Genomic DNA, 23,678 nt, shown 5'->3' on the forward strand with positions numbered 1-23,678 from the left:
GCGACAATTGCGACATCGCAAGCCCTGGCACAGACTGTGGCGACAACCCTGACAACAGCGGGGCGTGACCGGAGTCACCCCTGCAACGCGGCATTTTGCTGAGCCTGGAGGAGTCGACGTGATCGAGACACACGCAGAACACCCGTTGGAGGCGCTCGAGCAACGCACGGCGACGCTATTGGACGGACTGCGTGAGGGGCGTCGGCGCGAACGGCAGCTGTCCAGCGAGCACCAGCGTATGGCCGACGAGCGCCAGCGCTTGATGGATGAGTGCGAACGGCTGGCGTCCGAACGAGAGCGGTTGAGCGCTGAGCTGAACGCCGAATTGACCGCCGCCCGAGAGCGTCAGCGTGAGCTCGAGTCGCAGCTTGGCAGCGCCGTTGAACTCAGCGGGCAGCTCGAGACGCAGCTTGAGGCACTGCGCGCCGAGCGCCAGGCGCTGTTTGAAGAAAACAGCGAACTGACCGAGGAAAATCGCGAACTCGACGAACAGAATCGTGAACTCGAGGCCCACAACGCCAGGCTGCGTGAGCGCGTCGAGCATCCCGAGGCCGAGCCTCAATCCCCCGCCTTTATTCGCCCCAAGCGACGTGCCCAGGGCCTGGCCGCTCTGATGCAACATCGCCCGCGTCATACCAGTGGTGATCAGTCAGCCGGCGAGACAGACGATCGGACGACTGAACAAGCAGCCGACCAGGCGTCTGACCAGACAGCGGCTTCCACAGCCGTTGAGCAAACCGAACAAATCGAGCAAGCCGACAAGACCTCCGCTGAGCACAGCGGTGAGCAAGCTCCTGTCCAAGCCCCAGAGCAAGCCCCTGACCAAGCCCCTGAGCAAGCCGCTGACCAGGATGCTGAGCGAGATGGCGAGCCGGCCGGCGAAGTCGCTCCGGCAACTATGGCGAGCGAGGCGTCCCCGGACCCGTCCAGTGACGCGGCGGTGTCATCCGACGGCTCTCGGGCGCAGCCCATCCAGCAAAGCCAAGATGCGCCTTCCAGGGTCGCTGACCCCCAGGACGATAAATCCGCAGCGACAGCCTCCAACGAGGCTGGCCGCCAGGGGGATCTGGCCATCGACAAGGCGCCGTCTCCCCAGGCGCTGTTGGGTGAGTGGTACCGGCGCTATGACAAGACCTTCTTCAAGGGCCACACCCGTCCCTTGAAGGTGGGCATCCACGAGGACCTGGCGGCCAGTGAGCCCTGGCCCGAGAAGCTGGTGCGGCGGGCCCTGGCCTGCTACGTCAACCTGCCGCGGTATCTCAAGTCGGTCAGGGAAGGCGCCGAGCGCATCGACCTCCAGGGCGCGCTGGTCGGGGCGGTCGATGCCCAGGCCGCCGAACACGCCAAGCGCAAGCTGGACCGCCTGCAGGCGGAGCAGCAAGGGCGCGGCAAGGTGTCGCAGCGGCGCAGCGGCCAGGGCCGGCGGCGCGCTGGCGCAGGCAAGGGCAAACAACCCCAGGGGGCATCAAATACCGACCCGCAGCCCCATCGGGACGCCGAGAGTGAACAGAGCAGCCGCACGGCGATGTCACAGGGGCGCGCCCCGCATCTCCACCAGCCGCAGAACGAGTCCAGGTACCAGCCTCATGGCCACGACAGCGAGGAGTCGCGGCTTCAGCGCAAGCTCGACGCCCTGATGGCTCGTCACAATGGTAGTCACTGACCGCGCTCCTTGGGTGTGGTCGTTGTCTGGGCGCTCTATGCCTGGTCCTCATATGCGGTCATCAATTGTATGGTCCTTATGGGCGGCCGCCGCCGTTGACGACTGTCGACAGTGTTCAACCCAGCTGACTTGAAAGCGTCACATCAGCGGGGCATGATGTAGTCGCTATGCCCGGCGCAGCATTCTATGCAGAATCGGTACGAGGTTAGCGAACAATGTTCGTTAAGTCGGTTTTCCGGTTCCAGCGCTGGCGGCGCCTTCGCAGGGATCGGTGTCGAATCGAGGGGCAGCGGGAACGAAAACAGTGTTTTTTTCTTGTTGCGCTCCTGAGAATCCCGGTATATGGTTGCCCTTGCGAGCATTGGACTATAACAAGGCTTCGCCGCTGTCAGGCTCGCTGCCTCGGTTCCCTGCCAGGAACCACAAGGCCAGAAAAACGAGCCGGCAACGACCGGCAAGCCAAGGCTGCCAAGCGCAGCAACGATCGAAACAGCAAGCTAGTCAAAAGGAACTCAGCAATGAAAAAGACACTGTTAGCGACTGCCATCGCCGGTGCTGCCGCCTTTACCGCCGTCAGTGCCCAGGCCGCCACCGTCTACAACCAGGACGGCACCAAACTCGACATCTACGGCAACGTCCAGCTGGTCTACGCCGGAGTCAAGGATGACGATGGCGAAACTCGTGACGAGATCGCCGACAACGGTTCTACCTTCGGCTTCGCCGCCGAGCACGTCATCTACAACGGTCTGATCGGCTACGCCAAGATCGAAATCGACGACTTCAAGGCCGACGAAATGAAGGTCGCCGGTCGTGATGCAGGCGACACCGCCTACATCGGCCTGAAGGGCAACTTCGGTGACGCCCGCGTCGGTTCCTACGATTCCCTGCTGGACGACTGGATCCAGGATCCGATCTCCAACAACGAATACTTCGACGTTTCCGACTCCAACACCTTCAAGGGTGCTCCGGGTGACGAAGCTGGCGACGCTGACGTTATCGTCGGTGATCCCGAAGGCGACAAGATCACCTATACCTCTCCGGTCTGGGGCGGCTTCCAGTTCGCTCTGGGTACCCAGTACAAGGGTGACGGCGAGTCCGAGAACCTGACCGATTCCGGTGAGGCTTCCATCTTCGGTGGTCTGAAGTACACCTACGGCGGCTTCTCCATCGCCGGTGTCTACGACGATCTGGGCATCTACGACATCGAAGATCAGTCATTCACCTACATCTCTACCGATGTTGATGGTAACAACAACGTCGTTTCTACCGAAGAAACGCTGGACATCGATAGCGACCTGGGCGACCAGTACGGTGTCACCATGCAGTACCAGTGGGACAGCCTGCGCGTCGCCGTCAAGTACGAGCGCTTCGAGTCCGACAACGACCTGCTGAAAGACGCTGACTACTACGCCATCGGTGCCCGTTACGGCTACCTGAACGGCATGGGTGACGTCTACGGCTCCTACCAGTACATCGACTTCGGTGGCAGCGGCTTCAGCGACTTCGACAGCGCCAACGATGACGAGAACGACGACGACAACCACAACGAGTTTGTTGCCGGCGTGACCTACAACATCTCCGACGCCATGTACACCTACGTGGAAGGCGCCGTGCGTGACCGTGACAACGACCAGGGTGACGGCTACGCCGTGGGTCTGACCTACCTGTTCTAATCCGACAGGTTTGACCCCCTAGCGTTGGAACGCTATAAACGAAAGCCGATCCTCCGGGATCGGCTTTTTTTCTGCTCTCAATCGGCAAGCATGTGAGGATCCATGAAAGACGTCACCCTACCCGCGGCGCTGCTGGCGCTTGGTGTTGCCCTTGCAGGTACCACCGTACAGGCTTCTGACAGTGCCATGACCGAGCGCTTCCGTGAGGAGAACCGCCAGCTCGATCTGACCGGCTTCTTCAAGCCGGAGAGTGACGCCCGCAGCCAGAGCTTCATGTTCGGGTCCCCCCATGCCCATGACTTCGAGGTAGAGGAAGAAGGGGTCTATCGTTTCGAGAGCCGTGTCAGCGCAGGCTATGAAGACAGCTACCAGATCGATGCGGTGCTGATGGACGATGCCGGCAACGTGATCGCTCGGGGCGAGGGCTACGGCCAGGATGGTGGTCTCCAGTTGGAGAGTCGCCTGACACCTGGCAAGTACGAGTTGCAGGTCAAGGGCACCCGCTTTGGTCGACGCGGTCGCGCCGGCGACGGCTACAGCATCGCCGTGGTGGGTCTCGATGATCGTGGTAATCGTATCGAGGTGGATGATGGCACCGGCTTGCAGTTCGTGGGCTCGGATCGTGACGGGAGCCAGAGCGCCTTTGTCACCAGTCGTGACGCCGTGGTTACCCTGGGTAGTCAATCCGGTGCCTCCGGGGCCGCCGCGACTCAGTCTGCCGCAGCCCAGTCCTCCAGCGCAGCAGCGACGTCTGCGTCTGCCTCCTCCGCAGCGGCAGCAGGCGAAGTGGCCTCCAGCGCAGGCGCCTCGGCTGCTACCACGGCGTCCACGGCCGGGGTGGCGGGTTCCTCCTCGGCAGCCGCTGCCACAGCAGGTGCAGCCGCCGGCGCAGGTGCGGCGGCCAGCGTCAGCGGTAGCGCAGCCCGCAGCGACAACCCGGACGAGCAGCAGGTGCAGAGCGTCAAGACCGACGTCAAGATCCGTGCCCGTGGTGAGGTGCTGAGCTTCAACGTGGCCGAGCCGAGCAGCGTGCGTATCACCACCTCGACCTTCCCGCCGGGCGATGAAGACACCTATCGCCTGACCATGGAGGTGGCCGACTCCTCTGGGCGTATCGTCGCCGAGGGTGAAGGTCAGGGCTTCAACGGCAACGTCGATCTGACCACCCAGCTGGATCCGGGCATGTACCGCATTCGGGTCACCGGTCAGAAGTTCGGCAACGCCCAGGACGGCCCCAACAACTACGAGCTCAAGGTCGTGCTCGACAACTGATATCGCGAGCGACGTATCGTCGCGAGTGGTGACAACAGGACGGGCCCTTCGGGGCCCGTTTTTTGTGCAAGACGTTGGGTGCGGTCGCCCGACAAGCCGAACGATGCCACCACAGTGGACACAAAAAAATACCCCCGCCTTTAGGCGGGGGCATGGGGACGTGCTGTGACGGGATTAGTCAGCGGGTGGCACTTCTTGCCATCTGGCTCAGGCTCAGTCGCCGATTCTGGCGATGGCCTCACGGACACCGGCAGCATACTCCGGGTGGCACTTCTCGAAGTGGCCGAGCTGACGCTCCTTGATAAAGTCCGGGACACCCTGCATATGCCGGGCGATATTGCCGAACAGTCGCTCCCGCTGCTCCGGGCTCATCAATTCGAACAGGGCGCGAGGCTGCGAGTAGTCGTCATTGCCTTCGCGGTGGTCGTAGCGCCAGGCGTCGCCTTCCAGCGGCAGCGGCGGTTCCACTACGCTCGGGTCCTCGGTCGGTCCATCGAAGGAGTTGGGCTCGTAGTAGGCGTCGCCGTTTTGCTCTCCGTTGGCGAAGAAGCGCATCGGGCCGTCCTTGTGGTAGTGGTGGACCGGACACTTCGGCTGGTTGACCGGCAGCGCCTCGTAGTGGGTGCCGAGGCGGTAGCGGTGGGCGTCGGCGTAAGAGAACACCCGTGCCTGCAGCATCTTGTCCGGCGAGAAGCCGATGCCCGGCACCTTGTTGGACGGTGAGAAGGCAGCCTGCTCGATTTCGGCAAAGTAGTTGTCGGCGTTGCGGTTGAGCTCGAAGTAGCCGACCTCGATCAGCGGGTAGTCGCCATGGGGCCAGACCTTGGTCAGGTCGAAGGGATTGAACGGCGCCTGCCTGGCCTGCTCCTCGGTCATCACCTGGATAAAGAAGTTCCAGCGCGGGTAGTCGCCGTTTTCCAGGGCGTTGTAGAGGTCTTCCTGGGTGGTCTCGCGGCTCTTGCCCACCACCTGTTCGGCCTCGGCATCGGTAAAGTGCTTGTGACCCTGGGCGGTGCGGAAGTGGAACTTGCACCATACCCGCTGGTTGTCGGCGTTGATCAATGAGTAGGTGTGGGAGCCGTAGCCATTGATGTGACGAACGTCGGTGGGCAGGCCACGGTCCGACATCAGCATGGTTACCTGATGCAGTGACTCTGGTGACAGCGACCAGAAGTCCCAGGCCGCGGTGGCCGAGCGCATGTTGGTGCGCGGGTGGCGCTTCTGGGTGTGGATGAAGTCCGGGAACTTGGACGGATCACGGATAAAGAATACCGGCGTATTGTTGCCGACCACATCCCAGTTGCCTTCCTCGGTGTAGAACTTCAGGGCGAAGCCGCGCACGTCACGCTCGGCGTCAGCCGCACCCTGTTCGCCGGCCACGGTGGAGAAGCGGGCCAGCATCGGCGTCTGGCTGCCCGGGGTGAAGACCTTGGCCCTGGAGTAGCGGGTGATGTCCTGGGTGATGGTCAGGGTGCCGTGGGCTCCCCAGCCCTTGGCGTGAACGGTGCGCTCGGGGATGCGCTCGCGGTTCTGGTGAGCGAGTTTCTCGAGAAGCTGGTAGTCCTCGAGCAGCAGAGGTCCACGGGGGCCCGCACTCAGGCTGTTCTGGTTGTCACCGATGGGGGCACCGGCGCTGGTGGTCATTGTCTTGCGGGTCATGTGGCGTCTCCTGCTCTTGGTCTGGTCCGGTATAAGGTATAGACCGCTGTCGACGAAGAACAATCGAACCTTTCTATTTCGTTTATAGGAAATGGATGTTTAGCGTTACTATTTATGCTATTCACGATGCATGTAACGTAGTTCGCACCACCGCCGCCGGCGGTTCGACCCTGAAGGAAAGCCTTCGTGCCCAAGCTGTGCAAATTTGTCGCTTCGCTCTCGCTGCAACTGAGAATGATGACTGGCCTGGCGATGACCTGGGTTGTCGTGGTGACGATCCTGCTGGCATGGGGCTGGTACACCGGCAAGGACCTGGTGCGTGAGGTGAACTTTTCTCACCTGCGTTACGAGACGCATCTGATCGCCGATGAGGTGACCGAAGAGATCGAGACCCGCCTGGCGATGCTTGAGCGGGTGGCGTCCAGACACTCGAGTGGCGCGTTGCTCGACCCCGGCGGTGGGGTGTTGAAGGACAACAGCGTACTGCTCGAGCTGTTCGACGGCCTGGTGGTATTCGACGGCGACGGCAGGGTGGTCACCGATTGGCCGGTGACACCTGGGCGCGAAGGGCTCGATATCAGCGATCGTGAGTACTTCAGTTTTTTGCGCGAGGTCGGGCGGCCCTACGTGAGTGACCCCATCTATGGACGTATTACCGGGCTTCCGCTGGTGCTGTTGCTGGTGCCGCTGAAGGGCGACGACGGTCGTTTCATGGGGGCTCTGGGAGGCGTAGTCGAAGTTCACTCGGGCGGTATCTTCCGACGCTTGAGCCGGGTCCGGCTGGGTGTCGAAGGCTACGCAGCGGTGTTCAGCGCTTCAGGGCAGGTGCTCTACCACCCTGACCGCCGGCGCGTGATGGGGACGCTGGGAGACCTTTCCCACAACCCGGCCCTGGACCTGGCCCTCGATGGCTGGGAGGGCGAGCGTTTTGGACCTACGGTAAATGGCGAAATGACCTTTCAGGCTTACCGGCAGGTGTGGCCGGCGGACTGGATCGTCGGCGTGTTCTTGCCGGAAGGCCAGGTATTGGCGCCCTTGTGGGGCTTGCTGAAACGCCTCAGTTGGGTCGGGGTGGGTATCGCGCTATTGCTGCTGCCGCTTCTTGGCTGGATGGTGTGGCTGCTGCTGCGGCCGCTTTACCAGTTGCAGTCGCAGATCGCCCAGGTAGGCAAGGGGCTGCGTGGTCGCGTCTCGCTGGGTACCGAGATGAAGGAATTGACCCAGGTCGCCGAGGCATTCAATGCCGTGGAGGTCGAGCGAGAACGGGCGCTGAATGATTTGCGCGGACGTCAGGCGTTCCTCGACAGCGTGCTGGCGTCCTCGCCGGTGGGCATGTTCGTGACCGACACCCAGGGGCGCATCACCTACATGAACGAAGCGCTGGCCCAGTTGACCGGTCGTACCATGAAAGGGCAGGACCGCTATGGCTGGGTCCAGGCGATCCATGCCGAGGATCGCGATGCGGCGATCGAGCTGTGGCGCTACAGCATGGCCTCAGGGAAGGACTTTCTGCGTCAATACCGCTACTGGCGGGCCGATGGCGAGCTTCTGTGGCTGGAGGTTCACGCCAGCCAGGTCGCCATCGATACCGAGGTGATCGGCTTCGTTGGTACCGTGAAGGACATCACCGCCCGTCGTCAGCAGGAGGCGATACGTCAGTGGGAGGCCGAACACGATCCCCTTACCGGCCTCTTGAACCGTCGAGGCTTCGAGCGTCGCCTCGAGGAGGCCATGGCGGACTGGCGCAAGTTGGCCAAGCCCTCCGTTCTGATGCTGTTCGACCTGGATCGCTTCAAGCCGATCAACGATGAGGGTGGCCATCCGCTCGGTGACGAGATGCTGCGTCGCATCGCTCGGGAAGTCGGCCGCTGTGTTCGCAGCAGCGATCACGTGGCACGCCAGGGCGGCGATGAATTCGCGGTGCTGCTGCCAAGTTGCACACTGGCCCAGGCGCAACGCATCGGCGAGGCCATCTTGACGGTGATCAACGACACCTGTGTGGTCCACGAGGGGCGTGAATACCATGTCACCACGAGCCTCGGCATCACCGAGTTTCGTGAAGGCGATGCCGATATCCACGCCCCCATCGAACGTGCCGATGCGGCCAGCTACGCGGCCAAGCGCCAGGGGCGCAATCGCCTGGTGGTGGACGAGAGCGAGGCGTAAGGCCGGCCGCACCGACGACGCCACCGACGTCCCCACCGCCATCCACCCGACGACTCTCTGTCTGTGGTATCAGCGCCTGGGCGTCGTCGGTTGACGTGCCCAGGCACTTTTCCTCCAGGCCGAAGGGGGCAGGGCATCTTCAGGGATGCTATTGATTGCCGCGTAGCTGGCGCTCCAGCTGCCCCAGACGCGGGTCGTCGGGGCGCAGTCGGCGCAGCTCGGCCAGGGCCGACAGCGCCTGGGGGATGCGCCCGCTGGTGGCGTTGACGTAGACCAGGGCGTAGAGCAGGTCGGGATCTCCGGGTGCCTGCCGGCGTCCCTGTTCGAGTGCCGCCAGGGCCTCGTCCTTGCGTCCCAGGCGGTCCAGCATCAGTCCGCGGTTGTAGTGGGTGCGGGCGTGGTCCGGGCGCCATTCGGCGGCCTTCTCAAGCCAGGACAGGGCCTCTTCCATCCCACCCTCTTCTTGTATCCCTCCATCCTCTGCCAGCGACAGTGCCAGCAGGTAGGCCAGGTGGCCTCGATCCGGCGCGGGCATGCCATCGAGGGCGATGCCGTCCTTCAGCAGTTCTCGGGCGTCCTGTTGGCGGCCTTCGGCGCTGAGCTGGGTGACCAGGTTGGCGCGGGCGGGCAGGAAGTAGGGGTCCATCGCCAGCGCCGCACGATACTGTTGCTCGGCTTCGTCCTCGCGTCCGGTGCGCGCCAGCAGTACCGCCAGGTTGAGGCGGTTGCCGGGCAGGTCGGCGTTCTGCTCCAGGCGCCGCTCGTAGTCGCGACGTGCCTCGAGAAAGGCTGCACGACGCTCTTGTGGCATGACCATCAACGAGGTGCCGGCCAGCGCCTTGACCGCCTCGTCGCGGACCGCCAGGCGTTCGTCATCGATCAATGGCAGCAGCAGCTCGACCCTGGCGCCTTCGGGGGCCTGGGCGAATACTGGCGCTGCGGCGGCACGGACCAGTGGGGACTCGTCTTGCAGCGCCTGCTCAAGCGTCGGCAGGGCGTCGCCGGCAAAGGGGGTGAGCTCGTCCACCGCGGTGGCGCGCACGATGTCCGGAGTATCGTCATCCTCGATCAGCGCCTTCAGATAGTCCGGCGCTTCAGGGCGGCCCAGGCGGGCAGACTGAAGCGCCACACCGTAGTGGGAACGACTGGCGCTGCGGCTGTCGTCACCGAACCACTCACGAATCTGCGCCGCGGCGTCGGCGGGCGACAGGTCCTGGTGGCAGCCGGTGCAGGCGTCGGGGCTACCGGTGGCCTCGGCGAGATCCGGGCGGGGCACCCGGAAGCTGTGGTCGCGACGCGGGTCCACCACCATGTAGGTGGTCTCGGGCATATGGCAGCTCACGCACTGGGCGCCTTCGCTGCCGGGGGTATGGTGATGGTGCTCGGGACTGTCGTAGTTGTTGCGCTGCATGGTCGGGAAACGCGGCGGAGGCGCCGGGTTGTGGCACTGCAGGCACAGGCCGTTGCCCTCGATCTTTACCTCGCTGGTATGCGGGTCATGACAGTCCACGCAGCCGACACCCTGCTGGTACATGCGGCTCTGGGTGAACGAGCCATAGACGTAGACCTCGCCCTGTATCTGGCCGTCGGCGTGGTACATGCCCTCGCCCAACAGGCTCGGCAGGGCGGCATCGGTCAGCGGAGCACCATGCACCGGGCCCGCGCCCAGCATCTGGCGACGACTGTGGCAGCGAGCGCACTGCTCGACCAGCTCGGGGGCGTCCATGTCGGCGAGATCCAGGGCAAGGCCCATATCGCCGCTTGAGGCGGGAGAGGATTCGGGAGCGTCTTCGTCGGCCTGCCACTGGGCCGCCCAGTCCAGGTGATCCTGGGCGGGGCCGTGGCAACTCTGGCAGCCGACACTCTGCTCGTGCCAAGTGGTGGCGAAGCTGTCGCTTTCAAGATCGTAGTGCTTCTCGAGGTTGGTCGAGTGGCAGTCGGCGCACATGGCGTTCCAGTTCTGGTAGCGCCCGCGCCAGTGCAGGGGGTCATCGGGGGTAAACGCCTGGCCCGGGTAGAGCGAGAACCAGCGCTGTCCACCTTCGTCGGCGGGGCGCGAGTCCCAGGCGATGGTCAAACTCTGCAGTCGTCCCCCTGGCTGCTCCACCAGATACTGCTGCAGCGGGCGTACGCCGAAGGTGTGGCGGATCTCGAAGGTCTCGGCGGGGTCCTGGGGGCCTTCCAGGGTCGCCAGGACGGTATCGCCTCGGCGGTGAAAGCGTGCCTTGACCTCGCCATCCTCGAAGCTGGCTTCGTCGAAGTCGCCCAGTACGTTGTCGGGGGTGGCGTCGCGCAGCGCCCAGGCGTGGTCGGAATCCTGCCATGCCTGGGTCTCGGCCTCGTGACAGGAGGCGCAGCTTCCTTCGGGGGCGTAGCCCTTGGCTTCGGTGGCCGTCGTCGGGGGCGTTCCCTGGGGCGTTCCCTGAGGCGTCTGGGCAATGCTCTCCGGTGCGGCCAGCAACCCCGCCATCAGGGCCATGGCAAGCGCTGGTGCCGATACCATCGAAAGCGCTGGTGTCAGCGTCGACGAAAGCGCTGGTGCGGGCCCTGTGGACTCGACGCTCGGAAGGAGCGTCGCAAGTCGAGCACGCAGGCATCGAAGAAAGGATAAACGGCCAGGTTCACGCATTACGTCGGGTCACTTGTGCAGTCGGGTTCAACGCCGTCAGGCGGTCGTGGGCAAGCTGTCGGTTTGCAGGGCGCGATGATGCAAGCTCTCGTGCACTTGGCAGGGCCTGTGCCAGGCGTTGCCAGAGGGATTCTTTATTGTCTATGCCATCGCCGCCGCCATCGCCACCAGTATCGCGAAAACCTGCCGCTGGCTTGGCGATCTCGCGATCGGGACCGAGGCGGGCGCGACACAGGGCGTCGAGTCGGTTGGCAAAGCGGGCGCGCGCCTCGCTATTGCTGTCCAGATGGGGTTCCAGGGCCTCCCAGTGTCGGCGCACCGCGACCAGGTCGCGGGCATCGAGGGATCGCTTCAGGCGATGAAGCCCGGCCACGCCGCTGGCCTCGCGACGCTGGCGCTGTTGTTGCTGGTGATATTGCCAATGCGCACGTACCTTGGCACCGATGGCAAGGCGCCGCCACAGCCAGGCGGTGAGCGACACCAGCAGCACCAGTCCCAGCAGCCAGGGCAAGACGCCGAGAACGAGGCGCGACCAGTCCTCTGCGCTGCGAGCGGCGCGGGGCGCCGAGACGCTGACCTCGATCGGCGCAAGCTCTGCCTGCGCCAGGCTGTCGCTCTCGGGATCGTACCAGCGCAGCGAGACACCGGGCAGAGAACTCTTGCCACCGGTTTCGGCCACATAGGTCACGCGGTCGGTACGGGTGCCGCCATCGCTGGACTCTTCAAGGCGTGGTGTCTCGGGATAGACCCCGAGCGGGGCCATCGCTGTCTCGTCGCCTGCCTCCTTGGCCGTTGCAGACAGCAGGTCGGGCAGCAGCAGGGCGCTGCCGCCGCTCAGTCGCGCGGTGACCGTGCGGGTGACGCTGTCGCCGGCCTCGAGCTCGATGGGGCCGCTGTCGCCGTCGGCATCGTCTTGCTCCGGTGACTGTCGGTCGTCGCCCGCGTTTTCTGTGTCGTCAGCATCACCATCGTCTCCCTTCTGGCCCTGCGCCTGCTCACCGTTCTCTCCGCTCTTGCCCGCTCGCACGATCTCGAGCGTCTGGGTCAGCTCGATGTCGCGGGCTGACAGATAGGGGGCGAGTCCCTCGGCGGCCTCGGGCAGCCGGGCCGTCAGGGTCACCGGTGGCAGGGTGAGGCGTTGTTGGGTCGGGGAATTGTCCTCGGGAGAGGCATAGGTGACCTCGAGGCTGCCGCTGCCCAGCTCGAAGCGTCCGGCGGACAGTGGCGTCAGGCGATAGCGGCGCGAGACGCCGGACCAGGTCTTTCCATCGACGCGCTGGCTGATCGGGGTGGTGGCGCGATCGCCCAGGGTCACCCTGAGCCCCGGCTGGTCCAGGCTCGGAAAGGTGACAGGCTCAGGCATCCAGGTGGGTACCAGCACCTGGACACGCAGCTCGGCGCTGTCGCCGGGCGCCAGCTCCTGTGGCTCGAGTTCGACCGTGAGCCGGACCGGGGACGAGCGGGTATCCGCCGCTGTCGCTGCGGCCGAGCAAAGCGTCGACATCAGCGCCAGCGACGACAGCAGCAACGACAGCAGCATGAGCCCCGCAAGACGCGGCGCACTCTTGCCAGGGCGCGAGGCGCGGCTGACTCGACGTGGGTTCATGGCGCCGTCTCCCTGTCATTGTCGCTATCACGATCACTATCGGTCCCACTCACGGAGCTAGCGGGAGCCTGCGCCTCAATGGCGAAGCGCTGGCGCAGGAAGTCGCTGGTATCGGTGTCCAAGGTCTCGATCCATTGCTCGGCGGTGATCTGCTGACCGGGCTCATCCACCGGCTGCTCGGTGTCCTCACCCCGGGCCTCTTCATTGTCGAATACCACGTCGTCGGCGCCGATGCCGAGCTCCTCGCCGGTATCGGACTGCTCACGGGCGTCCTCGACGTAGGCGAGGATGTCCCTGGCCAGTTCCAGGTTGCGTTGACCTTCGGGATAGTCGGGGTCGCGCTCGAGCACCGTCTCGAAGGCGTCGATGGCGGGGCGGTACTGACGATTCTTGATCAGCGCCAGCCCCTGGGTGAAGGCGGCATCGGCGCTGTCGAGCCGGTCGAGCACCTCGACCGCCGCCTGGTACTGGCCATCGCGATAGAGCGCATAGCCGAGCCAGGCCGGATCCTCGAAGTGGCGGGCCGCCCGCCCGTAGTCGTTGCGTTCACCCCACCAGCGACCCTGCTGATCCGGCGTCAGAAAGGCGTCCGCGAGGCCCTGGGTCAGTCTTCCCGTCAGGCTGGTGTCGATGGACTCGGTGGCCCGGGACGCCTCCTGGGCCAGGGCCGGCGTGACGGGCCCGGCCCACAGCACCGGCAACAGTGCCAGGCCGGACAGGCCCAGTTGCCAGCCGCGGCGAAAGCCCAGCAGAGCGAGCAGCGCCGCCGGCCAGGCCAGCCATACGCCGCGATCCTCCCAGGCCAGGCGGTCATCATCGCGAAGCGCCTGCTGGTAGGTGGCGGCCAGGCGGCGGGTGATTTCGTCCACGTCGGCATCGTCAACGCTCAGCCCCACACGGGTCGCGCCTGCCACCGACGCCGCGCTTGTTCCGGAGCTGCCGGGAGCGTTCACGTCCAGCACCAGCAGGGTGTCATCCTCGCCAAGGCTGGCCGTGACGGAACCCTGGGCGGTGACGCCGTCGCTCACCAGCAGTACCGCGCCGGGAAGCCCTGCGTTGTCGCGTCGAGCCCCGTCGAGCACGCTGGCGGCAAGCGCCAGCGCTTGCCCGGCGGCGTCGCCGTCTTCCGGCATGACGTCGCTGGAAAGCCCCTCGAGGTAGGGCGTGACCAGCGCCGGGTCGTCGGTCAGCGGCACCACCTGGTGGGCGCTGCCGGCGTAGGCGATCAAGGCGGTGCGGGCGCCGTCGCGACGCTCGAGCAGGGTCTGGATCTTGTGCTTGGCGCGCTCCAGGCGGCTTGGTGGCACGTCGCTCTGGTCCATGCTGGCGCTGACCTCCAGCACCACCACCAGGGGGGCACTCTGGGCGATCAGCGGGTTGGGCATGCGCGTCCAGGCGGGACCGGCAACGCCCAGAATCAGCAGGATGGCGAGCGGCGCCAGGGTATCCAGCGGCCGCAGTCGGCGGCGGTCGTGCCCATCGGCACGCAGGGCAGATGCCAGGTGGGGGGCAAAATGGTCGCCGCCGATGTCCGCCGAGGGGATCCGTCGACGCCACCACCACAGCACCACCACCAGCGGCAGCAGCAGGCACCACAGTGGGCGCAGCAGGTGCAGCGCGGAGAGTCCGTCGAGCCACTCGCTCATGGCGCGCCCTCCTGTGCGTTGTCAGCGCGACTGGCGCTACGCTTCTCGGCGACGTCGGTCCGGGCATCTGCCTTCCCGCCAGGGGGAGCGATAGCCGTCCGCGAGCGGACCATCTGCCGGCGATCGAACGCCAGCGTCAGCAGCACCAGCGCCACCGCCAACGCGAGTGGCCAGTGACTCAGCGAGCGATGCTCGCGGTAGCTGTGGGTGGCGACCTCACGCGGTGCCAGTTCATCGATCCGCGCGTAGATGGCGGCAAGCGCCTGCTGGTCGGTGGCGGTGAAGAAGGCGCCGTCGGTGGTCTCGGCGATGGCCTCGAGGGTTTCGCTATCGACGCGGTTTTCGCCGCTGCCCTGAGGATCACCCATGGCGATGGTGATCACCCGCACGTCGCGCTCGGCGGCGATGGAGGCGGCGTTGATGGGGCTCATGCGGCTGCCGGTGTCGGCGCCGTCGGACAGCAGGATCAACAGCCGCTGTTCCACGTCGCTTGCCTCGAACTGGCGGATGGCCAGACCCATGGCGTCACCAAGCGCGGTATGCGGGCCGGCCATGCCGACCTCGGTCTGGTCGAGCAGCGTGGTCAGCGTCTTGAGGTCCTCGGTCAGCGGCGCCTGGACGTAGGCCCGCGAGCCAAACACGATCAGCGCCAGACGCTCGCCCTCGCGATCGGCGACGAAGTCGGCGATGACCTCCTTGACCGCCGCCAGGCGCTGGCGGGGCTCACCCTCGGCATCGATCAGGTCGGACTCATCCATGCTGCCGGAGATGTCCACCGCCAGGATCAGGTCGCGGGCGGCGCTCTGCCAGACGATGGGTTCGCTGAGTTTCTCCGGACGGGCCAGGGCCAGCACGATCAGTCCCCACACCAGTGCCTGTGACAGGCGAGCCAGCGGCGAGCGCTGGCGGCCGCGCGGAACCGAGACCCCGGCGGCCTCCACCAGTCGCTGAAAGAACGGCAGGCGTAGCGCGGCCAGCTGTTGGCGATGGGCCGGCAGCAGCCAGTAGGCCAGTAAAGGCAGCGGCAGCAGGGCCAGCGCCCAGGGCGTCGCCAGTTCGATCATGACGCCGACTCCTGGGGAATATCGCGACGGTGGTGGCGGATCCAGCGCCGGCTCAGTGCCACAAGTTCCGCCGATGGGGGCGTGGTGCCGTCTGCCGGGGTGGCCCGATAGGGCGCCGTGGACAGCTCCTGGCCCAGTGGGCCGTCGAAATGCGGGGGGCGTCTGTCGCCCAGGCTTGCATCGAGAAAACGCCACCAGCGCTGGCCGGTCAGGCCGGCGACACGCTCTCGCGGATAGGCAGAGAGGGCGGTCCGCCTGAGGATCTCCGCCAGGGCGATCGCTCCTTCGTCATCCAGGCGCTGGTCGAGCTCGACCAGGGCCGCGCGGCGATAGGCGTCGGCGCGCCAGCGCAGATACCGACGAATGCCCCAGAGCGCCAGTAGCGCCACTATCACGACGGCCAGCAGTGACCAGCCCCAGGTCTGGGGCGTCCAGGGGATCGCGGGGGGAACCGGTGCCTCGGACAGCTGATCGATCAGGTCGGGCAACATCACGATATCGTCGTTGCTCGCAGCGCTACTCATCGCGGCCCCCTGTCGCCCGGTCATTGCCTGCGTCTGAACCAGCAGCACCCTCGGACGGCAGCCCAAGCAAGGTACGCAGCTGGGGCAGGGTGGGGGAGCCAGCAGACAGTGACGCCAGGCCCACGCCAAGCTGACGTGACCAGCGCTCGAGCTGCTGGCGGCGCTCCCTGGCCACGCTTTCCAACGCCCGGCGCTGATCGGCGTCGGAGGTATCAAAGCGGGCGTGGCGCTGACCGTCGGTGGCCACGCAGGCGAGGTCGTCAGGCAAGCGCTCGGACAATGGGTCGCTGACCGCCACCAGCATCAGGTCATTGTGGCGGCGGATGGCGCCGAGCAGCGCTTCGGTGCGCGGGCCCGGAACATCGAAATCGCTGAGCAGGATGATCAGGTGGTCACGGCTGGCCAGGCGTGCCACCGACGTCAGTACCCGATCCAGCGAGGTCGGCGCGGGTGCCTTGCGCTGTGGATGCAAGGCCTGGTTGGCCTGGGCCAGGGCGCTCAGGTAGCGCATCAGCTGGGCCCGGGAGCGACGCGGCCGGAACTCTTCGACGGCCTCGTCGCTGACCACGATGCCGCCGACCCGGTCGCCCTGCTCCAGCACCGCGAAGCCCAGCAACGCGGCGGCTTCGGCGGCGGTGACCGACTTCATGGCGTGGCGGCTGCCGAAGAACATCGACATGCGCTGGTCGACCACCAACAGGGCGGGGCGATCGCGCTCTTCGGTGAACACCCGTACATGGGGAGTGCCGGTGCGCGCGGTGACCCGCCAGTCGATGTTGCGCACGTCGTCCGATGGCTGATAGTCGCGTAGTTCAAGGAAGTCCAGGCCGCGCCCCCGGAGGTGCGAGCCATGGCGGCCATTGAGCACGCTGCGAGCCGGCTGGCGCGGCAGCAGTCGCAGGCGGCGGCCCTGGGGTTCCAGCGCCGTCAGGTGGGCCAGGTCCAGGTGCACGCGCGGATCCAGCGCGGTTCGCTCCGTGGAGCCGGGCTCCGTCCGGGAAGCCGGGTGTCTGGCGAATGGCAGGCGCATCGATACCTCTTGTCCAGGGATCCGTCCCTTGCCGGGGCGAGGCAAAAGCCGTGGCGAAGTCTGGCGGCTAGAAGGCGTGTACGGACCGGGTTTGCACGAGACCAGACCTCAGGGGAGCGCCACGCAGCCAAGCAGGGTGGCGACCGCGTCGTCGGCGCTGAAGCCCTGGCCCTGGGCCTCGAAGCTCAGCCCGATGCGGTGGCGCAGCACCTCCGGTGCCACCTGCTGGACGTCCACCGGATCCACGTAGTCGCGGCCTTCGAGCCAGGCGTGGGCGCGGGCGCAACGGTCGAGCGCCAGCGAGGCGCGCGGGCTGGCGCCGAGTTCGATGTAGCGGGCCAGGTCGTCGCTGAAGTCCGCCGGGTGACGGGTGGCGTCCACCAGCGTGGCCATGTACTGCTCCATCGACTCGGCCACGTGCAGGGCGGCGATCTCGCGGCGGGCGGCGAAGATCGCCTCCTGGGCCAGGGCCACGGGGACCTGAGCAGGAGCGTCGCCGGCGGCCGGGCTTGCCTCGCGATTGTTGGCCTGCTCTTCCTGACGCACCAGGCGAATCACCTGGACCTCTTCCTCGCGGCTGGGGTAGTCGACCCGCACATGCATCATGAAGCGGTCCATCTGCGCCTCGGGCAGCGGGTAGGTGCCTTCCTGCTCGATCGGGTTCTGGGTGGCCAGCACCATGAACAGCTCCGGCATCTTGTGGGTCGTGCCGCCCACCGTGACCTGGCGCTCCTCCATGGCCTCGAGCAGGGCCGACTGCACCTTGGCCGGGGCGCGGTTGATCTCGTCGGCCAGCACCAGATTGGCGAACAGCGGGCCCGGGTGAAAGCGGAATACCGCGCCTTCCTCGCCCTGATGGTAGACCTCGCTGCCGGTCACGTCGGAAGGCAGCAGGTCGGGCGTGAACTGGATACGACTGAAGTCGGCCTCCAGGTGGCGCGCCATGGCCTTGACCGCGCGGGTCTTGGCCAGTCCCGGCAGGCCTTCGATCAGCAGGTTGCCGCCGGCCAGCAGGCCGATCACCAGCCGCCGAATGACGTCACGCTGGCCGATGATCGACTCGCCGATGGCGGCCTCGAGTCCCTTGATGTCGTCGTTGAGGCTCATGGTTTCTCCGGGTAGAGGCGTTGCCAGTCGCGGGCCATGTCGATCAACTGCCAGTCGCGCGCTTCAGCCTGTTCCAGGCCATCGGCCAGGCGTCCGATATGGCTGTCGCTGTCGTAGGCGACCTCGCGCTCGCCATCGGTGTGGTGAACCAGCACGCCAAGGCGCGGGCCTTCGCCCTCGGTGGTCCAGATCAGCATCGGCACGTCGCCGTCTGAGTTGCCCACGGCGAGAATCGGGCGCTGGCCCAGATGGCGGTTGATCGATATCACCTTGCCGGGGCCGTCATCGAGCCAGATGTCGCCGCCGCGCTTGTAGAGCTGCGGATCGTCTTCGAGATCGACCAGTTCCATCTCGCCGGTACTGCCGATGATGTTCTGGGGCGGCACGCCATAGACGTCGCTGGCGAAGACGCGCATGAACTCGAGCCCGCCACCGGAGACGATGTAGGTCGAGAAGCCGTGGTCGCGCAGATAGCCGAGCAGTTCGAGCATCGGCTGGTAGACCATGTCGGTGTAGAAGCGGCCGGTCGCGGGGTGGGTGGCGTTGGCCAGCCAGTCGCTCACGTCCTGCTGGAAGTCACTCAGCGACAGGTCCTGGTGGGACAGCGACAGCAGCGCCTGGATGCCTTCCTCGCCGGCCTCCAGCAGGGTGTCGATGTCACCTTCGGCGGCGGCCTTCTTGAGCGGCGTGTCGAGCGCCTCGGGGTCGGCCTCGCTGGCGCGGTCCAGGGCGTAGAGCAACTGGGTGTAGGCGGGCTGTTCACTCCACAGGGTGCCATCGTTGTCGAACACCGCGATGCGTCGCTCCTGTGGCACGAAGTCTTCGCTGTCGGGATCGCTGGTGGTCTCGACAAAGTCGACGATGGTGCTCTTGCTGTGACCGGCATTCCAGGAAGGCAGCGGGTCGGCCAGTGTCATCGCAGGAAGCAGAGACAACAGTACCGCGGGCAGCAGCGTTGCCAGTGACTGTCGTTGAAGGATGCTCGGATTAGGGGGATTCATGCACTCGGTTCCTTGAGAGAATGGAAGGGGCTCTTCGACCCGTCTTTTTTCACCGACGAGCCGCCCCCGGGGGAGCGGCTCGTGGCGTTCAAGCCGGCGTCAGTGAACGCTGGCGGGCTGTTCCAGGGCTTCCATTACCTGATCCAGACTGAAACTTGCTGCCTTCATGCGTGGCGGAAACTCCTTGAAGGTCTCCAGGAAGTTTGCCACATAGGACTGGGCGGGCAGGGCCAGGAAGGAGTGATCCAGCAACCAGTCATAGTAGGTGTTGGAGGTCAGCTGAGCACGCTCGTAGGGATCGCGGCGCAGGTTGAACATCAACGGGACACGCAGCGGGGTGAAGGGGTTAGCCCACACTTCGAAGGTACCCTCGATGCGCTGCTCCATGAACACCAGCTTCCAGTCATCGTAGCGCAGCGCGGTCAGGTCACCGTCATCGGAGAAGTAGAACACCTCATGACGGGGGCCTTCCTCACTTTCCCCGGTGAGCAGGGGCAGGAAGTTGTAGCCGTCCAGATGTACGTTGTACTCGCGACCGATGGCCTGAACGCCACCCTCCAGCAGGTCCTGCTTGATGGAATCGTTGCCGACGGCTGCCATGAAGGTCGGCATCCAGTCCATGTGGTGCATGACCTCGTTGGAGATGGAGCCTTCCTCGATCTGACCTGGCCAGCGGACCATGGCGGGTACCCGCCAGCCGCCTTCCCAGTTGGTGTTCTTTTCACCGCGGAATGGCGTCATGCCAGCGTCGGGCCAGGTATTCATGTGCGGCCCGTTGTCGGTGGAGTAGAACACGATGGTGTTGTCGGCGATGCCCAGCTCGTCAAGCTTGTCGAGGAACTGGCCCACGTGCATGTCGTGCTCGACCATACCATCGGCGTATTCGTTCTGACCGGAGATACCGCGCAGCTCGTCCTTGACGTGGGTACGGAAGTGCATGCGGGTGGCGTTCCACCAGACGAACCAGGGGGTGCCCTCGGCGGTCTTGCGCTCGATGAAGTCCAGCGCCGCGGCGGAGGATTCCTCGTCGATGGTCTCCATTCGCTGGCTTGTCAGCGGTCCGGTGTCCTCGATCTGCCCGTCGGCGCTGGACTTGATCACCCCACGGGGGCCGAAGGCCTCGCGGAAGGTACGCCCGTCCGGCATTTCCATATCGGCGGGGTAGTCCGGGTGCTCGGGTTCTTCCTCGGCGTTGAGGTGATAGAGGTTACCGAAGAATTCGTCGAAACCGTGATTGGTCGGCAGGTGTTCGTCGCGATCGCCCAGGTGGTTCTTGCCGAACTGGCCGGTGGCGTAGCCTTCGGCCTTGAGCAGGGCGGCGATGGTCGGGTCCTTCTCGCTGATGCCCTGAGCGGCGCCCGGCAGGCCCACCTTGGACAACCCTGTGCGAAACACGCTCTGGCCGGTGATGAAGGACGAGCGGCCGGCGGTGCAGGACTGTTCACCATAGTAGTCGGTGAACATCATGCCTTCGTCGGCGATGCGGTCGATATTGGGGGTCTGGTAGCCCACCAGACCGTGGGTGAAGGCCGAAATATTGGACTGCCCGATATCGTCGCCCCACAGCACCAGGATGTTGGGTTTGGACGAGTTTCCGTTGTCCTGCTGCTGGGAGTCATTCTCCTGGGCAAGCACCGACGTGGACATCGTCATGATAAGGCTGGCCGCTAGATAACCGCTCCAGCGTTGCGCTCTGTTGCGATAAGGATTGAATGCGAACACCTTCTGTCTCCCTGACCCGGTCACGTGCTGCGGTGACCAGTGATTTGACGCGATGAGAGGCTCCGAGGGAGCCCGATCGCTCGAGTATAGGAGGAGTCGTTGACGATTCAGTGCAACAGAAGAGGTAAGGCGGGGGAGGATAATCAGGGTAAGGAGAGAAAGCGTCTCATTGCGGCGAGAAAGTCCGATGTTGGCGGACGTTTCGCGCCAAATACAAGGAGTTGCTGGATTGTCGTATTTTTGTAAAAAAGTGTTTTGATGACGCGGTCGACGTCGGTACAGAAATTGGAAGGGCGTCGAACGAAAGGTCAGTTAGAAAGGTCAGGCAGAAAGGCTAGACAGAAAAGCCAGACAGAAAGGCCAGAAAGAAAAGACAGGCAGGCAAGATTCAGGAAAGACAATCGATGGCGCGCCCGGGAGGATTCGAACCTCCGACCACCTGATTCGTAGTCAGGTACTCTATCCAGCTGAGCTACGGGCGCGCAGATGCCGCAGGGGATGCGGCGTCGAGAGGCTGCGCATGGTAGAGCAAAGAATGTGATTTCGCAAGGTGTCTTCGGGAGGCAGTACCAGGCCCGGCCTGCGGGACTGGCCGCCGAATCAAGTAGCGGAGCTGCTTGATCAGGAACCAATCAACCGATCCGCCAACTTGCCGATATCGTCGACACTGTAGTCCGGTACCGGGACGCCGTCCGCCGGCAACATGGCGTTGTAAGGTCGGAGCACCAGTGCACCCTGCCAGCCGGCGGCCTGGGCGCCGATGGTATCCCACAGGTGACAGGCAATCAGGCACAGTCTAGATGGCGGTGTCTGCATGGCCTCGGCGACCTGGGCGTAGGTGTCCGGCGCGGGCTTGAACTTTTTGACCTGGTCGACGCTGAATGAGCGTTCGAAATACTCGGCCAGTCCTGCCTTTTCCAGCGGCGTGGGGCCAGCGCCCGGTGCCGAGTTGGTCAGGGTGACCAGGCGAAAGCCGGCCTGGCGAAGCCGCTCGAGTGCCGGGGCCACGTCGGGGTGCGCCGGCATGGAGCCGATGCGCTCACCCAGTTCGTCGAGATCGTTCTGCTCGAGGGTGACCCCGTGAATCTCGGCGGTCATGCGCAGGGCGCCTGCGCCGAGCTGACCGAAGGGCGTATAGAGTCCCGACAGGGTCATCGACTGGGAGTAGAGGATCAGTTGGGCGAACCATTCGCGCAGCATCGCCGGGTCGCCGAACAGCCGATCGAACAGCGGCTCAAGGTGGGTCAGGTCGAGCAACGTCTCGTTGACGTCGAAGACCAGCACTTCGGGGCGTTCTGGGGCAGTCATGGCGCCTCCTTGATTGAGTCCGTCGCGATCGACGGGGCCTTCGGTGGCCTGGGCCAGTCACCACGACCAGTCACCACGACCAGTCACCTCGACAGGACGCCACAGAGGCGTCCTGTCGATAGGGTGGTCGTTACTCGGCCTTCTTCCAGTCGAACTTGGCGAAGGGTTCGTCCACCGGGGTGTTGGCCAGGTGATTGGTGTAGTTGCTCATGACCTTCTGGGACAGGGCCAGGATCACTTCGAGCACCTGGCGCTTAGTGTAGCCGGCGTCGAGGAAGGCCTGCACGGCGTCGTCATCGACGTTGCCACGTTCGCGCACGACCGACAGGGTGAAGGTACGCAACGCTTCGAGGCGCTCGTTGGGCAGCGGGTCTTCGTTGCGCAGGGCGTCGGAGACGGCGTCATCCACTTCCATCTGCTTGGCGATGGCGGTGTGGGCGGGCACGCAGTAGTGACAGTTGTGCTCGACGTTGATGGTCTGCCACACCACGGTGGTTTCCTCGGCATCGAAGGAGGAATCCAGAAACAGCTGGTGCAGGCGCTGGTAGCCTTCCAGCAGGCCCGGTGCCTCGGCCATGACCGCGTGCAGGTTGGGGACCATGCCAAAGGCGTTGACCGAGTTGTCGAGCAGTGCCTGGCTCTCTTCGGGGGCGCTTTGCTTGTCGTGGAGGCTAAAGTCGGTCATCGGGTTCTCCTGTGTGATGGCGCCTGTGGTAAAGCCGCAGACCGTTGCAGACCGGGGCGGTGCACGCGCCATTGATTCCGATTTTTTGAGCGATTGCTCAAAATTGGCCGCCAGCAGGCCCTGCTGAAAGCCGTTCGGGCATACTCTAGCTATACCTGAGCGATCACTCAAGTTAAAATTTGAGCAGTTGCTCAATTTTCTGAAGGCCGTACCGGCCACGACACCGGACCCATCCATGCCGCGCGCGACACTACACAACCGTCAGGATTCGCTGGAACGTGCCCTGCACCTCTTCTGGCAGAAGGGGTTCCACGCCACCTCGCTCAAGGACCTGGAACGCACCCTCGATATGAGGCCGGGCAGCATCTATGCCGCCTTCGGCAGCAAGGATGCGTTGTTTCAGGAGGCGCTGGAACGCTATGCCCGGCTCGGGCTGGTCGAGCTCGAGCGTACCCTGGCCGAGTACGACTCGCCCTTGGCGGGGCTGGCCGCCTACCTGCGCAAGCTGGGCTGTCTGCGGGACCAGGAACTGCCCAGCCGGGCCTGCATGCTGGTGAAGAGCCTGCTGGAGCTTGGCGAGCGAGAGCAGGCGGCGCTGGGCAAGGCCGAGACCCTGCTCGAGGCCATGGAAGCCGGCTTCGTCGAGCAGTTTCGCGCCGCCAAGGACGCCGGCGAGCTTGAACCGAGCGCCGACCCGGTACGCCTGGGGCGGCGGCTGCAGGCCGAGGTGATGGGCCTTCGCGCCTACGCCCAGCGCAAGGTCGATAGTCAGGCGGTGCACGCCCTGGCCGACGATATGGCCTGCTCGATCGAGGCGCTGCGGCTTCCCTGATAGCGGCGCGCCTGTTCTGATCGAGGCGCTGCGGCTTCCCTGAACGCGGCGCGCCTGTTCTGATGCACGTCCGCCAATGGTGGGCCGCCTG

The 23,678-nt window shown here is 65.0% G+C and carries 17 protein-coding genes and 1 tRNA gene; 5 read left to right on the plus strand and 13 right to left on the minus strand.

Going from position 1 to position 23,678, the window contains the following annotated elements; genetic code table 11:
* Positions 1 to 118 precede the first annotated feature (118 nt).
* From NKF27_RS04590 to NKF27_RS04600, 3 genes are all read left to right on the plus strand, one after another.
* Positions 119 to 1,663, plus strand: a complete 1,545-nt coding sequence (locus NKF27_RS04590) for a ProQ/FINO family protein (RefSeq protein WP_253555506.1) — start codon at positions 119 to 121, stop codon at positions 1,661 to 1,663.
* A gap of 518 nt (positions 1,664 to 2,181) precedes the next feature.
* Positions 2,182 to 3,336, plus strand: coding sequence for a porin (locus NKF27_RS04595; RefSeq protein WP_253555507.1), 1,155 nt, complete (start codon positions 2,182 to 2,184; stop codon positions 3,334 to 3,336).
* A gap of 102 nt (positions 3,337 to 3,438) precedes the next feature.
* A complete protein-coding gene (locus NKF27_RS04600) occupies positions 3,439 to 4,608 on the plus strand; it encodes a hypothetical protein (protein ID WP_253555508.1) in 1,170 nt (389 codons plus the stop codon).
* Positions 4,609 to 4,821: 213 nt separating this feature from the next.
* Here NKF27_RS04600 and NKF27_RS04605 read toward each other — a convergent pair whose 3' ends face one another.
* Complete coding sequence (locus NKF27_RS04605; RefSeq protein ID WP_253555509.1) at positions 4,822 to 6,267, minus strand: catalase; 1,446 nt, start codon at positions 6,265 to 6,267, stop codon at positions 4,822 to 4,824.
* Positions 6,268 to 6,453: 186 nt separating this feature from the next.
* On the opposite strand from NKF27_RS04605, the gene NKF27_RS04610 reads away from it, so the two are divergent.
* Positions 6,454 to 8,433, plus strand: a complete 1,980-nt coding sequence (locus NKF27_RS04610; protein WP_367399250.1) for a diguanylate cyclase — start codon at positions 6,454 to 6,456, stop codon at positions 8,431 to 8,433.
* Positions 8,434 to 8,581: 148 nt separating this feature from the next.
* Here the strand turns inward: NKF27_RS04610 and NKF27_RS04615 are convergent, their stop codons facing one another.
* The 12 genes from NKF27_RS04615 to NKF27_RS04670 all read right to left on the minus strand — a co-directional run bounded on the left by NKF27_RS04615 (position 8,582) and on the right by NKF27_RS04670 (position 22,755).
* Entirely contained in the window at positions 8,582 to 10,936 is a 2,355-nt protein-coding gene (locus NKF27_RS04615; protein WP_253555510.1) for a tetratricopeptide repeat protein, read from the minus strand.
* Positions 10,937 to 11,054: 118 nt separating this feature from the next.
* Positions 11,055 to 12,668 carry a hypothetical protein gene (locus NKF27_RS04620; RefSeq protein WP_253555512.1) on the minus strand — a complete coding sequence of 538 codons (1,614 nt, stop codon included), beginning with the start codon at positions 12,666 to 12,668 and terminating at the stop codon, positions 11,055 to 11,057.
* Positions 12,665 to 14,314, minus strand: a complete 1,650-nt coding sequence (locus tag NKF27_RS04625) for a VWA domain-containing protein (protein ID WP_253555513.1) — start codon at positions 14,312 to 14,314, stop codon at positions 12,665 to 12,667. The genes NKF27_RS04620 and NKF27_RS04625 overlap by 4 nt, the downstream gene beginning before the upstream one ends.
* Positions 14,311 to 15,378, minus strand: coding sequence for a VWA domain-containing protein (locus NKF27_RS04630; protein ID WP_253555514.1), 1,068 nt, complete (start codon positions 15,376 to 15,378; stop codon positions 14,311 to 14,313). Before NKF27_RS04630 ends, NKF27_RS04625 begins: the two co-directional genes overlap by 4 nt.
* Positions 15,375 to 15,902 (minus strand): DUF4381 domain-containing protein, encoded by a 528-nt coding sequence (locus tag NKF27_RS04635; RefSeq protein ID WP_253555515.1) that lies wholly within the window; start codon positions 15,900 to 15,902, stop codon positions 15,375 to 15,377. Before NKF27_RS04635 ends, NKF27_RS04630 begins: the two co-directional genes overlap by 4 nt.
* The gene (locus tag NKF27_RS04640) at positions 15,895 to 16,932 is read right to left on the minus strand and encodes a DUF58 domain-containing protein (RefSeq protein WP_253555516.1); all 1,038 of its coding nucleotides are present in this window, start codon (positions 16,930 to 16,932) and stop codon (positions 15,895 to 15,897) included. Before NKF27_RS04640 ends, NKF27_RS04635 begins: the two co-directional genes overlap by 8 nt.
* 108 nt (positions 16,933 to 17,040) lie before the next feature.
* Positions 17,041 to 18,039 carry a MoxR family ATPase gene (locus tag NKF27_RS04645; protein WP_253555517.1) on the minus strand — a complete coding sequence of 333 codons (999 nt, stop codon included), beginning with the start codon at positions 18,037 to 18,039 and terminating at the stop codon, positions 17,041 to 17,043.
* Positions 18,036 to 19,040, minus strand: coding sequence for an HAD family phosphatase (locus tag NKF27_RS04650; protein ID WP_253555518.1), 1,005 nt, complete (start codon positions 19,038 to 19,040; stop codon positions 18,036 to 18,038). The genes NKF27_RS04645 and NKF27_RS04650 overlap by 4 nt, the downstream gene beginning before the upstream one ends.
* A 99-nt stretch (positions 19,041 to 19,139) precedes the next feature.
* Positions 19,140 to 20,693 carry an arylsulfatase gene (locus tag NKF27_RS04655; protein WP_108131420.1) on the minus strand — a complete coding sequence of 518 codons (1,554 nt, stop codon included), beginning with the start codon at positions 20,691 to 20,693 and terminating at the stop codon, positions 19,140 to 19,142.
* Between the two features lie 474 nt (positions 20,694 to 21,167).
* Positions 21,168 to 21,244 (minus strand) — tRNA-Arg (locus tag NKF27_RS04660).
* Positions 21,245 to 21,383: 139 nt separating this feature from the next.
* Entirely contained in the window at positions 21,384 to 22,070 is a 687-nt protein-coding gene (locus tag NKF27_RS04665; RefSeq protein WP_253555519.1) for a haloacid dehalogenase type II, read from the minus strand.
* A 130-nt stretch (positions 22,071 to 22,200) separates the two neighbouring features.
* A complete protein-coding gene (locus NKF27_RS04670; RefSeq protein ID WP_253555520.1) occupies positions 22,201 to 22,755 on the minus strand; it encodes a carboxymuconolactone decarboxylase family protein in 555 nt (184 codons plus the stop codon).
* Between the two features lie 235 nt (positions 22,756 to 22,990).
* Between NKF27_RS04670 and NKF27_RS04675 the strand changes: the two genes are divergently transcribed.
* Positions 22,991 to 23,587, plus strand: a complete 597-nt coding sequence (locus NKF27_RS04675; protein ID WP_253555522.1) for a TetR/AcrR family transcriptional regulator — start codon at positions 22,991 to 22,993, stop codon at positions 23,585 to 23,587.
* The last annotated feature ends 91 nt before the right edge of the window (positions 23,588 to 23,678 follow it).

The organism is Halomonas sp. DN3, assembly GCF_024137905.1.
Lineage (GTDB): Bacteria > Pseudomonadota > Gammaproteobacteria > Pseudomonadales > Halomonadaceae > Halomonas > Halomonas litopenaei.